The following is a 14,289-nucleotide window of genomic DNA, read 5'->3' as shown; positions in this document are numbered from 1 at the left end:
ATAAAAAATAGTGTTGAGTCATTAAAAGTAAGCTGACTCAAGGAGTCAACGTCGTTTAGCCATAAAAAAAGCGATTTTGCGGCTAAGCGGCAAAAATGCTGGGCACCGAGGTGGTGGTTAAAAATATTGATATTAAAGGAGTAATATAAAATGAATATTGAAGAAAAAATAGCGTTAAGTAAAAATCCGGTTCAGTTTATAGCCGAGGGTAATTTTTTAAAGCTTTATAATCAATCATTATATGTGGTTGAGCAATTATTGGGTTTTAACTTAAAGGTAACGGCAAAGTATATAAAAAAAATTGATGAAATTATTATTTGCGGTGGATTTCCTACCCGTTCTATTACTAAACGCTACCCTAATGCCAGCCCTAATTTAACGGGGTATGAGTTATTGGGTGATTATGATTTAAGTGGCTATGAGCTATGGTATCAAAAGCATTGCCAAATACCGAAGCAAAAAACACCACAATCCCTTCTCACAACATCCCAAGAGGTAAACGAACAGTTAAACGAATTCCACGATATGAATAAACCCTTAACGGTTCAGCATCTATTATTTTTACAATCATGGCAGGCAAATAAATACCCTGCCATGGTAGATAGTGCGTTTATTCAGGCGTTGAAGAATTATTTTAGTGAATTGCATTAATAGCAGAGCACACTGTGGCTGATGGCGCTATCGGATTTATTAAATCCGCTGATAGAAAAAAGGCTATAAATAAGGTCTGTATTTTTTACGCAGAGCTTGATGTCGAAGATAAATCATCCGCCCAAACTAGGGTGGTTTTTTTTAAGTTTTTTATCGAAAAAAAGTTGAGGAGCGGGGTTTTTGAAGGGGAAAGTTGTGTTTTTTCGTTATCAAATGATGCGATTAAGTCGCTAATAAAAAAGGCTACAATTTATTAATTTGTAACCTTTATTGCTTTGTTGAATGATCAACGTATATTTTATTGACCCATACGACGCGTTAACTCGATAACACGTATTTTTGCTAAGGCTTTTGACAGTTCAGCAGATGCTTGAGCAAAAGACATATCATCGCTTGGGTGATTAATGTGTTCTTGTGCTTGTCTTACTGCTTCTTGCGCCCTTGCTTCATCTAAGTCTTCACCACGAATAGCGGTATCAGCTAAGATTGTGACCAAAGTTGGTTGTACTTCTAAAATACCACCTGATAGATAGATAAACTCTTCTTCACCATTGGCTTTGACAATCCCGACCATTCCCGGCTTTATGGTGGTCAGTAACGGAGTGTGACCGGGATAGATTCCGAGTTCACCTTCTCGCCCTGTGACTCTGATTCGCTGAACATCACCTGAAAAAAGGTGAGATTCAGCACTAACAACTTCTAATTGATAGGAAGTTAGTGCCATAATGCTCTCTCCGTTCTATAAATCTCTTAGAGAGATTTTGCTTTCTCAATCGCTTCGTCGATTGAACCAACCATATAAAATGCCTGTTCAGGAATATGGTCATAATCACCGTTCATAATACCTTTAAATGCACTGATGGTGTCTTTTAATGGTACGTATTTACCTGGTGAACCAGTGAACACTTCCGCAACGAAGAATGGTTGAGATAAGAAACGTTGAATCTTACGTGCACGAGCAACAGTTAATTTATCATCTTCGGATAATTCATCCATACCAAGAATTGCAATGATATCTTTTAATTCTTGATAACGTTGAAGAATTGACTGTACGCCACGAGCACAATCGTAATGTTCTTGACCAACAACAAGTGGATCTAATTGGCGACTTGTTGAGTCAAGTGGGTCAACCGCTGGGTAAATACCTAATGATGCGATTTGACGACTTAATACGATTGTTGCATCCAAGTGAGCAAAGGTTGTTGCCGGCGATGGGTCAGTTAAGTCATCGGCTGGTACGTATACTGCTTGGATTGAGGTAATTGAACCGGTTTTAGTTGAGGTGATACGTTCTTGTAATAACCCCATCTCTTCTGCTAATGTCGGTTGGTAACCTACCGCAGATGGCATACGACCTAATAGTGCAGATACTTCAGTACCGGCTAAGGTATAACGGTAAATATTATCGATAAATAATAGTACGTCTTTACCTTCGTCACGGAATTTTTCCGCCATGGTTAAGCCAGTTAACGCTACGCGTAAACGGTTCCCTGGTGGCTCATTCATCTGACCATAAACTAACGATACTTTATCAAGTACGTTTGATTCTTTCATTTCATGATAGAAGTCGTTACCTTCACGAGTACGTTCACCCACACCAGTAAATACTGAGTAACCTGAGTGCTCGATCGCGATGTTACGAATTAATTCCATCATGTTAACGGTTTTACCCACACCCGCACCACCAAATAGACCAACTTTACCACCTTTTGCAAATGGACAAATTAAGTCGATAACTTTGATACCGGTTTCAAGTAATTCTGTTGAGTTAGCCAACTCTTCGTATGTTGGTGCTGCACGGTGAATCGCCCAACGCTCTTCTTCACCAATAGGACCTGCTTTATCAACAGGATCACCAAGTACGTTCATAATTCGGCCAAGTGTTTTTGTTCCTACAGGAACTTCTATGCCGTGACCTGTATTTACTACTTTAAGTCCACGTCTTAAACCATCAGATGAGCCCATTGCAATACAACATACAACGCCACCACCTAATTGTTGCTGAACTTCCAGAACTAATTTTTCAGTGCCAGTTTCCACTTCTAATGCATCATATACCTTTGGTACTGCATCTTCTGGGAATTCGACATCAACCACCGCACCGATGATCTGGACAATCTTTCCAGTAGCCATTTTTATTCCTCTACGTCTTTTTCTTAACTATAAGCCAATATTTAGCACTAACCTGAAACAGCAGCTGCACCCGATACAATATCAATTAATTCGTTGGTAATCGCACCTTGACGTGCTTTGTTATACACAATTTGTAATTCATTAATTAAATTTGCACCGTTATCGGTTGCTGCTTTCATGGCCACCATTCTTGCTGCTTGTTCACTCGCTAAATTGTCAACCACCGCTTGATAGACTTGTGATTCAATATAACGACGTAAAATCACATCTAATAATGATTTTGCATCTGGCTCATAAATATAATCCCATGATGAAGCTTTTAGCTCTTTATCTTCTGAATGTGGTAATGGTAATAATTGCTGTATTGTCGGCTTTTGGGACATGGTATTAATAAATTTATTGGTTACTATATATAATTTATCAATTTTACCGTTGTCATATGCCTCAAGCATTGTTTTTACCGGACCAATTAAATCAGATAAAGTGGGTTCGTCACCTAAATTAGTTACTTGGGTTAAAATATTCGTTTTTACTGAAGAGAAAAACGATACCCCACGTGAACCAATTAAAGCCACATCTGCTTCAACACCTTTCTCTTGCCATGCTGACATATCAGCAATGACAGTTTTGAAAAGATTGATATTTAATCCACCACATAAACCACGATCGGTTGATATGATAAGATAGCCAACTCGCTTTACATCTCTTTCTTCTAAATAGGGATGTTTGGCGCCTATTTGAGCTAACGCTAAATGTCCAATTACTTCACGAATCATTTCAGCATATGGACGACTAGCAGCCATTCTGTCCTGCGTTTTACGCATTTTAGAGTTGGCTACCATTTCCATCGCTTTGGTGATCTTTTGCGTACTTTGGATACTGGCAATTTTCGTTCTAATCTCTTTTGCATTAGCCATTTGTTACCTCACCCTTACCAAGTTTGAGTTGATTTAAAGCTTTCAAGCAATGCTTTTAACTTACTTTCAATCTCATCGTTGTAATTGCCTGTCTCGTCGATCTGTTTTACAAAATCGGCATATTGACTATGGGCATAAGATAGAAGTGCTGTTTCAAATGATAATACTTTAGCAAGTTCAACATCTTCTAGATAACCACGCTCAGCGGCATAAAGTACAATTGATTGCTCTGCAACAGTCATTGGTGAATATTGCTTTTGTTTGAGTAATTCAGTTACTTTTTCACCGTGGCTTAATTGGTTTCTTGTTGCTTCGTCTAAGTCAGATGCAAATTGTGAGAAAGCGGCTAATTCACGATATTGTGCAAGTGCTGTACGAATACCGCCTGATAATTTTTTCATTATCTTAGTTTGAGCCGCGCCACCCACACGAGAAACCGAGATACCTGGGTTTACCGCAGGACGGATACCCGAGTTGAATAAGCTGGTTTCAAGGAAGATCTGACCATCTGTAATCGAAATTACGTTAGTTGGTACGAATGCAGAAACGTCACCCGCTTGAGTTTCGATAATTGGTAACGCAGTTAATGAACCGGTTTTACCTTTTACTTCACCTTTAGTGAACTCTTCAACATAAGCTTCGTTAACACGAGCTGCACGTTCAAGTAAACGTGAGTGAAGATAGAACACGTCACCAGGGTAAGCTTCACGTCCAGGTGGGCGACGAAGTAGTAATGAAATTTGACGATAAGCAACAGCTTGTTTCGATAAATCATCATAAACAATTAGTGCATCTTGTCCGCGGTCACGGAAGTATTCTCCCATAGCACAACCCGCGTAAGGTGCTAAGTATTGTAATGCTGCTGATTCAGATGCTGATGCAACAACCACAATGGTATTTTTAAGTGCACCGTGCTCTTCAAGTTTACGCACTACGTTAGCAATAGTTGATTGTTTTTGACCGATTGCGACGTAAATACATTTAACACCAGAATCACGTTGATTAATAATGGCGTCGATGGCTAATGCGGTTTTACCGGTTTGACGGTCACCGATGATAAGTTCACGTTGACCACGACCAATTGGAATCATTGAGTCAACCGCTTTATAACCAGTTTGTAACGCTTGGTCAACAGATTGACGATCGATAACGCCTGGCGCAACAACTTCTACAGGTGAGAAGCCGTCATGTTGAATCGAACCTTTACCATCAATTGGTTCACCAAGTGTGTTAATAACACGGCCTAATAAACCATCACCTACTGGTACCTGTAAAATACGGCCAGTACATTGTACTTTCATCCCTTCAGATAAGTCTTCGTATGGTCCCATGACCACCGCACCAACAGAATCTCTTTCAAGGTTTAATGCCATTGCATATCGGTTGCCTGGTAATGCAATCATTTCGCCTTGCATGACATCAGTTAATCCGTGGATTCGAAGGATACCATCACTTACTGAGATGATCGTTCCTTCATTGTGAGCATCACTCACAATATTGAACTGAGCTATCCGCTCTTTAATTAGTTCACTTATTTCAGTTGAATTTAGCTGCATTATCAGTCCCCTTAAGACTGTAGAACGTCATTTAGTCGATTTAGACGTCCTCTGATACTACTATCAATAACCATATCGCCCGTACGAATAATAAAACCAGAAATGAGCGATTTATCAATATGACATTTTAGTTTTACTTTTCGTGATAAACGTTTTTCGACAGCGACAGAAATTTTATCAAGTTGTTCACTAGTAAGCTCATTGGCAGAAATTACATCAACGTCTGCTTGGGCTTCTCTTTCTAAACAGTATTGCTCAAACAATGTTAACACTTCAGGAAGAAGGGATAAGCGTTTGTTTTCAGCCATCACTTTAATAAAATTAGTGCTAAACTCATCAAGCACATCTTTACAGATGTTGATGAGTAAGTTAGCCACTGAATCGGTTTTCATGTCAGATGTTAAAATGCTTTTTATTTGAGCATCTTTGCTCACTTCAGCAGTTAACACTAACATTTTGTGCCATGATTCGATGCTATTTTTTTCAACAGCAAAGTCGAAAGCGGCTTTAGCATAAGGGCGAGCAATCGTAATTAAGTCAGCCATTGCTCTATTCTCCTTATAGTTCAGCTACGAGTTTATCAATGATGTCGCTGTTAGCGGCTTCATTAACAGAACGTTCAATAATTTTTTCTGCACCGGCAATAGCGAGTGTAGCGACTTGTTGTTTAAGCTCTTCACGAGCGCGTTTACGCTCAGCCTCAACTTCAGCAAGTCCTTGAGCAACAATCCTTTCTTTTTCACGAGTAGCTTCTTGTTTAGCTTCTTCTAGAATGGCTGCTTTGCGTTTATTCGCTTGCTCAATAATTGCATTAGCCTCAACCTTAGCCTGTTGCATTATGTCAGATGTATTTGCTTTGGCTAATTCCAAATCTTTTTTTGCTGTTTCTGCTGAAGCTAATCCTTCCGCTATCTCTTTTTGGCGTTTTTCAATCGCACGGATAACCGGAGGCCAAACAAACTTCATACAGAACCAAACAAACAATACAAATGTAATTGCTTGGCCGAGGAGAGTTGCGTTCATATTCATGAGACAATTCCTCTTAAATTATTATTAACCAGCAACAGCAAAAATAACATATAGCGCAATACCCACACAAATCATAGGAATCGCATCAACTAAGCCCATAACGATAAAGAATTGTGTACGTAACATAGGCATTAATTCTGGTTGACGAGCAGCACCTTCTAAGAATTTACCACCTAATAGACCGATACCAACTGCACCACCGATTGCAGCTAATCCCATCATTATGCCAGCGGCTACAAATAACATACTCATACTATCCATTATATACTCCAGTTTATTATCTAAAAAAAGTTAAAATTAATGATCTTCTGTTGTTGAGGCCATCGCTAAATAGACGATAGTCAACACCATAAAAATAAATGCTTGTAAGGTGATTATCAAAATATGGAAGATAGCCCATGGTAGTGATAATACCCATTGTGACCACCAAGGTAATAATGCTGCTATTAAGATGAAGATAAGTTCACCAGCATACATGTTACCGAAGAGTCGTAATCCTAAAGAAACAGGTTTAGCCAATAAGCTAACAAGTTCAAGGACTAAATTGATTGGTGCAAATGCCCAATGATTAAATGGATGCAAGGTGTATTCTTTAATAAACCCTGAAATCCCTTTATATTTGATTGAATAAATGATGATAAGTGCAAAGACACCGAGTGACATTGACATTGTGATACTCACGTCAGCTGTCGGTACGACTCTTAAATGAGATAGACCTAAATATTGTCCCGCATAAGGTAGGAAATCAACAGGAATTAGATCCATTAAGTTCATTAAAAATACCCAGATAAACACAGTAAGTGCTAAAGGGGCAATGAGTTTATTTTGACCTGTGAACATGTCTTTGACAGTATTATTTACAAATTCAAAGATCATCTCTACCGCACATTGAAGTTTACCTGGTACGCCACTCGTCGCTTTCCTTGCTACACGATGGAAAATCCATAAGAAAAGCACACCAAGTACAATTGAGAAGAACAAGGAATCAAGATTAAAGGTCCAAAAACCAGAACCAACTTGTAAGTTCTCCAGATGGTGTTTTATATAAGCTTGCGGTGAAGCTGGAGAGGAAACTGCCATATAACCCTCTTACCTATTTTAAAAATAAAAACTACAGTTTGTTTTTGCCTTAAAAGGTATAAACAATCACTGCAATAACCGAAGCTATTATTTTAAACCTAATTCCCTATAATAAGTCAACAACTGATTAAAAAAATAAAGAATTTAGACACTTTTTACTAATTTTGTGTAAAGAATAACAGCTTTACCGCTCACTTTATTAGAAATATTGTTCATCAATAGCTTAATTAATGATGAAAAAACAGGCTAATTTGATGCTTTAACTGCATTGGCAATTTGTTCCGCTAATTTTTGCACTTGAGAGTGATTACTACCTTCTACCATTACGCGGATAAGCGGTTCGGTGCCTGATTTGCGTATCAATACCCGACCTTCATTGCCAAGTTGCGTTTCTGCCTGTTCAATTGCAGATTTGACCGCAGCATTGGCTAATGGGTTTCCTGTATAACGAACGTTAATTAATATTTGTGGTAGCATGGTCATGCCTTGACATAATTCAGCGAGTGACATGTTATTTCTTATCATTGCCGCCAGAACTTGTAAGCCTGCAACAATACCATCGCCTGTTGTGGTTTTATCAAGTAAAAGGACATGGCCTGAATTTTCTGCGCCTAATCGCCAATTTTTTTCAACCAGCATTTCAAGCACATAACGGTCCCCCACTTTTGCTCGTACAAATGGGATGCCAAGATTTTTAAGGGCGATTTCAAGTCCCATGTTGCTCATCAATGTTCCAACAACGCCACCTTTAAGTTGACCTTGCCTTAAGGCTTCACGAGCAATAATGTAAATAATTAAATCACCATCAATTCTATTGCCTTTATGATCGACCATAATGATGCGGTCACCATCACCATCAAGAGCAAAGCCTAAGTCAGCTTTTTCTTCAAGGACTGTTTTGGTTAATGCTTTTACATCAGTAGCGCCACAATTTTCATTAATATTAACACCGTCAGGCTCGCAACCAATTTTTATTACTTTAGCACCAAGTTCGCGAAGCACTTTTGGGGCAATGTGGTAAGTGGCACCGTTAGCACAATCCACAACAATTTTTAATCCTGATAGACTTAAGTCGTGATCAAAGGTACTTTTACAAAATTCGATATATCGACCCGCTGCATCGGTTATTCGGCTTGCTCGGCCAAGTTGTTTTGATTCAACACAGTCGATCTGTTTTTCAAGCTCGGCTTCGATTTCTAATTCAATGGCGTCATCGAGTTTTCGCCCTTCAGTTGAGAAAAATTTAATTCCGTTATCATAAAAAGGGTTATGGGAGGCCGATATGACTACACCCGCATCAGCCCGAAATGTGCGAGTTAGATAAGCAATGGCAGGTGTTGGCATTGGTCCAGTAAAAGCAGCAGCGACGCCCGCAGAGGCAAATCCTGCTTCTAAAGCTGATTCAAGCATATAACCTGAAATACGAGTATCTTTACCGATGAGGACTTTTTTAACACCATCTTTAGCCAGTACTCGTCCTGCTGCCCAGCCTAACTTGAGGGCGAAATCAGGCGTGATAGGATATTCTCCAACTTTTCCACGAATACCATCTGTCCCAAAATATTTCCGATTAGACATGTTATTTCCTCATACTAAAGTTTTTTATTTGACCAATTGCCTTTCTTATAAGTCGTTTTTTATCCTATAAAAGGAAGCGAAGTAAAATTATTCTCGATTGTCATTAGCAAATTTTAATAATACTTGGCTCTCTTTTATAAAACGTTCAGCATAACTGCCAAACCATTTAGTTACTTCATTAAAATTTTCAATGAATTTAGTTTTATCTCGTTGTTCAATTAATTTAACCATTTGTCCAAAACATTCATAATAGCGTTTGATTAACTCAATATTTTCATCTGACGCCATGATGATATCGGCATAAAGAACGGGATCTTGAGCAAATAAGCGACCAACCATCATTAACTCCAAGCGATAAATAGGTGATGATAAGGTAATTAATTGTTCTAAATCAGCGTGTTCTCGTTGTAAATTTACACCGTATGAGAACGAAGTAAAATGGCGTAATGCTTGAATAAACGACATACATTTGTCATGCTCTTTGGCATCAATCGCGCACAAATTGGCTCCCCAAATTCGCATCTGTTCAATTAACCATTGATATTGTTCAGGATATCGACCTTGGCAGTAGACAATGACTTGTTTGGCTAAATTTGGCACGTCCGGACCAAACATTGGATGCAATCCAACCACAGGCCCCGCGTGTTTGGCTAGCATGGCTTGTAAAGGTTTGACTTTGATTGATGTAAAATCGGTTAAAATGCAATCTTTAGGTAACGGTGGTAATTGTTCAATGATTTCGCATGTTTTGTTGATAGGCACTGTAACAATAACGGCAGCGGCATCAGCGACAACTTCGGCTGCTTGATGCATGGTTTTGGAACCTAAGGTTTTAACTTCATAACCTGATAGGGTAAATAGTTTGGCAAATAGTCTACCCATTTGTCCATTACCACCAATGATGACAATCGAGCCTTTGCCGTTGTAAACTTTTTTAAAACCTTTGTCGTTTTCACTTATATAGGATTCACGCATTAATCGGCGTAAAATATCCTCAATTAAGGCGGGTGATATACCTAAATTTTCGGCTTCTTGTTTACGTTTAGCTAACATATCGGCTTCACGTTTAGGATCATAAATCGGAATTCCATGCTCGCTTTTTACCTCACCAACTTCGGCAACTAATGCTAGTCGTTGACTAATTAAAGCTAAAATTGATTTGTCAACTTCATCAATTTTATGACGCAATGAAAGTAATTCCTTAGACATATTGTTGATCCTTTAATCACTAGTTATAGCTTTCGCTGTAATTGCTTAACAGTATAACGTATTTTTGGTAGCATGGGTCAATTGCAAAATTAAATCAAATACAATAAATTTATGATTAAAGTTTTATCTTTTAATATTAATAGTATTCGTATTCGAATCCATCAATTAGCTGCGATTATTGAAAGACATCAGCCCGATATCATTGGTTTACAAGAGACTAAAGTTCATAATGACCAATTTCCAATCGAAGAACTTAAGCAATTTGGCTACCATTTATATTATCACGGTCAAAAAGGTTATTATGGTGTAGCCTTATTGACTAAGCAAAAACCGTTGTCGGTCGAATGTGGGTTTCCGACCGATGAAGATGGTGCTCAATGTCGATTAATGGTAGCTGAGTTTCCTACTAGCAAAGGTAATTTAACCGTCATTAATGGTTATTTCCCGCAAGGTGAAAGTTTGCATAATGAAATTAAATATCCAGCTAAGCGTAAATTTTATCAAGATTTAATTGAATATATACAGGATCGACAGCTGAATAGCCAATTATCACTCATTATGGGTGATATGAATATTTGTCCAACTGATTTAGATATTGGGATTAATGAAAATAACCGCAAACGGTGGTTAAGTGCGGGTAAATGCTCTTTTTTACCTGAAGAGCGTGAATGGATAAATAATTTAATGGCAGTAGGTTATACTGATACTTACCGTCATGCCAATCCAGATACACAGAGATTTTCTTGGTTTGATTATCGTTCCAGAGGTTTTAGTGTAAAAACCGGATTAAGAATCGATCTTATCTTAGCTAGTGAAAAACTTATGCAGTATTGTGGTGAAACCGGTATTGATTACGATATTCGTGGTATGGAAAAACCTTCCGATCATGCGCCAATTTGGGCCGACTTTGATTTAGATTAAACTTGTTAGGATAATAGTATGCACAATAGTTCGATTTTATCGGTAAAAGATCTTAATCAATTAGTTAAAGGTCTGCTTTCTGATGCTATTGGGCAAGTTTGGTTAGTTGGTGAAATTTCCAATTTTTCTCGCCCAGCTTCAGGTCATTGGTATTTCACTTTGAAAGATGATATTGCGCAAGTGCGCTGTGCCATGTTTCGTAATAATAATTATCGTACGGGATTTACCCCTCAAAATGGTCAACAAGTTTTAGTTAATGCCTCGGTAACTCTTTATGAAGCACGTGGTGATTATCAATTGGTTATTAATCAATTGCAACCGGCTGGTGCTGGTTTGTTACAACAAAAATTTGAGCAACTAAAGCAAAAACTGTCAGAAGAAGGATTGTTTGATCCGATTTATAAAAAGTCGTTACCTGATAATATTCGTACGGTTGGGATTATTACTTCGTCAACAGGTGCAGCACTACATGATATTTGTCAGATATTAAACCGGCGCGATCCAAGTCTGAATTTGATTATTTACCCAACGTCGGTACAAGGTACCGAAGCTGCGGCACAAATTGCCAGAATGATTCAAATCGCAAATATTCGCCAAGAATGTGATGTTTTAATTGTTGGGCGAGGAGGGGGATCGCTTGAAGATCTTTGGTCATTTAATGAGGAGCTTTTAGCCAGAGCTATTTTTGCTAGTCAATTACCTATTATTAGTGCTGTTGGTCATGAAGTTGATTTCACCATTGCTGACTTTGTTGCTGATGTGCGCGCAGCTACCCCATCGGCAGCAGCTGAGTTGGTTAGCCGGGATAAGCTAGAGCAGATAAAAAGTTTACAAGTTCAAGAACAATACTTATGTATGGCGATTGATTACTATTTAGTACGTCGACGAGAATTATTAAATAAGCGTTATCAACGATTGCAATCACAACATCCTCAAACTAAATTATCTAAGCAATTAAATCGTTTATTAACTAGTCGTCATGCTTTATTTGAAAATATGCAGCACTATTTATCTAAACAATCCTATCGACATAATATGCTGGATAAATATTTGTTACGTGTTTCACCACAACATAAAGTGCTCTATTATGGTCAAAACCTAGAGAGAAAACAGCAGCAACTGATTAATCTGGTTCAAAAAAGGTTAACGGATGCTAAGCATGAATTTGTATTAAAAACATCTCAGCTTAATAGTGTTAGTCCACTTGCTACTTTAGATCGTGGTTATTCAGTAACGACTAACCAGCAACAACAAGTGATAAGAACGGTTGAACAAGTGTCTATTGGTGACTTTATTTTAACCCAGCTTAAGACAGGTAAATTAATCAGCCAAATTGTTGAGATAGATAAAAAAAATAAGTAAAAATGCTCTTTTTTCAATAATGTTTAACTCAACACATTGGATAAAATTGCACCTCAAATAGTATTAAGGATATAATATCTGACATGTTGGAAAATACTAAGAGAATAAAGTGGTTATACATCCTCCAATAGGTATTGATTTAGGTACTACCAATAGTTTAATTTGTGTTTGGCAAAACGGCCAGCCGACACTAATTCCCAATTCAATAGGTGAAGTTGTTACTCCTTCAGCTGTCAGCATTGATGAAGATAATACCATTTTGGTTGGTCATGCGGCTTTATCTCGTTTAACTACTCATCCTAGTCGTAGTGCAGCAGCATTCAAACGTTTTTTAGGTTCAAGTAAAGTTTTTGAGTTGGGTGATCAAAAATTTACCCCAACAGAACTTTCAGCATTAGTTTTAAAATCATTAAAAGCGGATGTTGAAGCTTTCTTGAAACAAGAAATTCGTGATGTCGTGATTTCCGTTCCCGCTTATTTCAATGACGAACAGCGTAAACAAACTCGCTTTGCTGCTGAGCTTGCAGGATTAAACGCAGTCCGTCTAATCAATGAGCCCACCGCTGCTTCAATGGCGTATGGATTACATGAAGAACAATCAGGAAATACGCTGGTTTTTGACTTAGGTGGTGGCACATTTGATGTGACAGTATTGGAATATGCAATGCCTATCATTGAGGTTCATGCATCAGCAGGCGATAACTACTTAGGCGGTGAAGATTTTACCCATGAAATAGTTAAAGCATGTTTGAGTGAATGGGAACTTAAACAAGAAGATATTCCTGTCGATGACTATGCGCGTTTATTGGATTTAGCTGAACAATTAAAATGTAAGCTAAGTGGTGAGCAAATGCATAATTTGACATGGTTTTGGCAAGATAAGCAATGGCAATTTTCATTAAATGAAGTGAGAGCTAAGTCAATTTGGTTGCCATTACTCAATCGATTACGAGCGCCAGTTGAACAAGCATTAAGTGATGCTCGCTTAAAGGCTAATGAACTCGAACATATTGTTTTAGTTGGTGGTTCATCGCAATTAGGTGTGGTTCGTGAGTTAGTGACAAAGTTATTTGGTAAACTGCCTTATCGTCATATCAATCCAACTACTATTGTTGCACAAGGTGCAGCTGTTCAGGCGGCATGTCGTTTGCGAAATGCCGATGTTGAAGAGGTTATTCTAACCGATGTTTGCCCATATACACTTGGTATTGAAATTTCTTCGGGTAATATTAAAGGGTTATTTTCGCCAATTATTGAGCGTAATACGATAGTTCCAACTTCAAAGGTCAAAACGTTTTACACTTCATACCCTCAACAAAAAAGTATTATGCTTTCTGTTTATCAAGGTGAGAATCCAAAGGTTGAAAATAACGTTTTAATTGATGAATTTGAAGTGCCAGTCACACCTATGGAAAAAATACAAGGTATTGATGTTCGCTTTAGTTATGATTTAAATGGTTTGCTTGAAGTCGATGTGGTATTACTTGAAACAGGGGCATTGCATGGTAAAGTGATTGATCACAGTCCGATTGGATTAACCGATAAACAAAAACAAGAAAGCCATGACCGATTAGCGGCACTTAAAATTCATCCTCGTGATGAAATGTTAAATCGTACTTTATTAGCAAGATTAGAGCGAGCATGGGCACAATCATTGGGTGATGAACGACTACTCATTGGCTCTTATATCGAAGCTTTTATGGAAGTCTTAAATCAGCAAAATCCTGAAGAGATAGAACAGGTTAGAAGCGAAATTGAATCGAATCTTAACGATCTTAATCGATAATCAGATAGATTTAAAATATCCCCTTTGGTCATAATTAAATAGCTTTTCAAAGGGGATTGTATACAAA

Annotated in this window: 15 protein-coding genes; 5 read left to right on the top strand and 10 right to left on the bottom strand. The window is 38.0% G+C overall.

Annotated elements, in window-relative coordinates; translation table 11 throughout:
* Positions 1-150: 150 nt before the first annotated feature.
* On the top strand, positions 151-651 hold the full coding sequence (locus A9G07_RS10005; protein ID WP_065733902.1) for a hypothetical protein: 501 nt from the start codon (positions 151-153) through the stop codon (positions 649-651).
* Positions 652-665: 14 nt separating this feature from the next.
* Positions 666-908 carry a hypothetical protein gene (locus A9G07_RS10000; protein WP_065734999.1) on the top strand — a complete coding sequence of 81 codons (243 nt, stop codon included), beginning with the start codon at positions 666-668 and terminating at the stop codon, positions 906-908.
* A gap of 41 nt (positions 909-949) precedes the next feature.
* Here A9G07_RS10000 and A9G07_RS09995 read toward each other — a convergent pair whose 3' ends face one another.
* From A9G07_RS09995 to tyrA, 10 genes are all read right to left on the bottom strand, one after another.
* Entirely contained in the window at positions 950-1,375 is a 426-nt protein-coding gene (locus tag A9G07_RS09995; RefSeq protein WP_065734998.1) for a F0F1 ATP synthase subunit epsilon, read from the bottom strand.
* 26 nt (positions 1,376-1,401) lie between these two features.
* The gene (gene atpD, locus A9G07_RS09990; RefSeq protein WP_025314341.1) at positions 1,402-2,784 is read right to left on the bottom strand and encodes a F0F1 ATP synthase subunit beta; all 1,383 of its coding nucleotides are present in this window, start codon (positions 2,782-2,784) and stop codon (positions 1,402-1,404) included.
* Between the two features lie 47 nt (positions 2,785-2,831).
* Positions 2,832-3,701: a F0F1 ATP synthase subunit gamma gene (gene atpG / locus A9G07_RS09985; RefSeq protein WP_065563776.1), complete on the bottom strand. Its 870-nt coding sequence runs from the start codon at positions 3,699-3,701 to the stop codon at positions 2,832-2,834.
* A 14-nt stretch (positions 3,702-3,715) separates the two neighbouring features.
* A complete protein-coding gene (gene atpA, locus A9G07_RS09980) occupies positions 3,716-5,257 on the bottom strand; it encodes a F0F1 ATP synthase subunit alpha (RefSeq protein WP_065563775.1) in 1,542 nt (513 codons plus the stop codon).
* An 11-nt stretch (positions 5,258-5,268) separates the two neighbouring features.
* Positions 5,269-5,802 (bottom strand): F0F1 ATP synthase subunit delta, encoded by a 534-nt coding sequence (gene atpH, locus A9G07_RS09975; RefSeq protein ID WP_065563774.1) that lies wholly within the window; start codon positions 5,800-5,802, stop codon positions 5,269-5,271.
* A 13-nt stretch (positions 5,803-5,815) separates the two neighbouring features.
* The gene (gene atpF / locus A9G07_RS09970) at positions 5,816-6,286 is read right to left on the bottom strand and encodes a F0F1 ATP synthase subunit B (protein WP_065563773.1); all 471 of its coding nucleotides are present in this window, start codon (positions 6,284-6,286) and stop codon (positions 5,816-5,818) included.
* 24 nt (positions 6,287-6,310) lie between these two features.
* Positions 6,311-6,547, bottom strand: coding sequence for a F0F1 ATP synthase subunit C (gene atpE / locus A9G07_RS09965; RefSeq protein WP_065563772.1), 237 nt, complete (start codon positions 6,545-6,547; stop codon positions 6,311-6,313).
* Positions 6,548-6,583: 36 nt separating this feature from the next.
* Positions 6,584-7,366 (bottom strand): F0F1 ATP synthase subunit A, encoded by a 783-nt coding sequence (gene atpB / locus A9G07_RS09960; protein WP_065734997.1) that lies wholly within the window; start codon positions 7,364-7,366, stop codon positions 6,584-6,586.
* A gap of 246 nt (positions 7,367-7,612) precedes the next feature.
* On the bottom strand, positions 7,613-8,944 hold the full coding sequence (gene glmM / locus A9G07_RS09955; RefSeq protein WP_065734996.1) for a phosphoglucosamine mutase: 1,332 nt from the start codon (positions 8,942-8,944) through the stop codon (positions 7,613-7,615).
* 87 nt (positions 8,945-9,031) lie between these two features.
* Positions 9,032-10,153, bottom strand: coding sequence for a bifunctional chorismate mutase/prephenate dehydrogenase (gene tyrA / locus A9G07_RS09950; RefSeq protein WP_065734995.1), 1,122 nt, complete (start codon positions 10,151-10,153; stop codon positions 9,032-9,034).
* Between the two features lie 114 nt (positions 10,154-10,267).
* Here tyrA and xthA point away from each other — a divergent pair, with 114 nt between their 5' ends.
* The 3 genes from xthA to A9G07_RS09935 all read left to right on the top strand — a co-directional run bounded on the left by xthA (position 10,268) and on the right by A9G07_RS09935 (position 14,222).
* Positions 10,268-11,074: an exodeoxyribonuclease III gene (gene xthA / locus A9G07_RS09945; protein WP_065735005.1), complete on the top strand. Its 807-nt coding sequence runs from the start codon at positions 10,268-10,270 to the stop codon at positions 11,072-11,074.
* Between the two features lie 18 nt (positions 11,075-11,092).
* Positions 11,093-12,436 (top strand): exodeoxyribonuclease VII large subunit, encoded by a 1,344-nt coding sequence (xseA, locus tag A9G07_RS09940; RefSeq protein ID WP_065734994.1) that lies wholly within the window; start codon positions 11,093-11,095, stop codon positions 12,434-12,436.
* A 109-nt stretch (positions 12,437-12,545) separates the two neighbouring features.
* Positions 12,546-14,222: a molecular chaperone HscC gene (locus A9G07_RS09935; protein WP_065734993.1), complete on the top strand. Its 1,677-nt coding sequence runs from the start codon at positions 12,546-12,548 to the stop codon at positions 14,220-14,222.
* Positions 14,223-14,289 lie beyond the last annotated feature (67 nt).

Origin of the sequence: Gilliamella sp. wkB72, from assembly GCF_001693745.1 — a bacterium.
GTDB classification, from domain to species: Bacteria; Pseudomonadota; Gammaproteobacteria; order Enterobacterales; family Orbaceae; genus Gilliamella; species Gilliamella apicola_E.
Note: the sequence above shows the minus strand (reverse complement) of the source record. Positions and strands in the feature narration are given on the sequence as shown.

Excerpts from the sequence above, each read along its gene's own strand:
- atpG (WP_065563776.1), bottom strand. The coding sequence starts at position 3,701 with ATGGCTAATGCAAAAGAGATTAGAACGAAAATTGCCAGTATCCAAAGT.
- xseA (WP_065734994.1), top strand. The coding sequence starts at position 11,093 with ATGCACAATAGTTCGATTTTATCGGTAAAAGATCTTAATCAATTAGTT.
- atpA (WP_065563775.1), bottom strand. The coding sequence starts at position 5,257 with ATGCAGCTAAATTCAACTGAAATAAGTGAACTAATTAAAGAGCGGATA.
- A9G07_RS09995 (WP_065734998.1), bottom strand. The coding sequence starts at position 1,375 with ATGGCACTAACTTCCTATCAATTAGAAGTTGTTAGTGCTGAATCTCAC.
- tyrA (WP_065734995.1), bottom strand. The coding sequence starts at position 10,153 with ATGTCTAAGGAATTACTTTCATTGCGTCATAAAATTGATGAAGTTGAC.
- atpH (WP_065563774.1), bottom strand. The coding sequence starts at position 5,802 with ATGGCTGACTTAATTACGATTGCTCGCCCTTATGCTAAAGCCGCTTTC.
- atpE (WP_065563772.1), bottom strand. The coding sequence starts at position 6,547 with ATGGATAGTATGAGTATGTTATTTGTAGCCGCTGGCATAATGATGGGA.
- atpD (WP_025314341.1), bottom strand. The coding sequence starts at position 2,784 with ATGGCTACTGGAAAGATTGTCCAGATCATCGGTGCGGTGGTTGATGTC.
- atpB (WP_065734997.1), bottom strand. The coding sequence starts at position 7,366 with ATGGCAGTTTCCTCTCCAGCTTCACCGCAAGCTTATATAAAACACCAT.
- glmM (WP_065734996.1), bottom strand. The coding sequence starts at position 8,944 with ATGTCTAATCGGAAATATTTTGGGACAGATGGTATTCGTGGAAAAGTT.
- A9G07_RS10005 (WP_065733902.1), top strand. The coding sequence starts at position 151 with ATGAATATTGAAGAAAAAATAGCGTTAAGTAAAAATCCGGTTCAGTTT.
- atpF (WP_065563773.1), bottom strand. The coding sequence starts at position 6,286 with ATGAATATGAACGCAACTCTCCTCGGCCAAGCAATTACATTTGTATTG.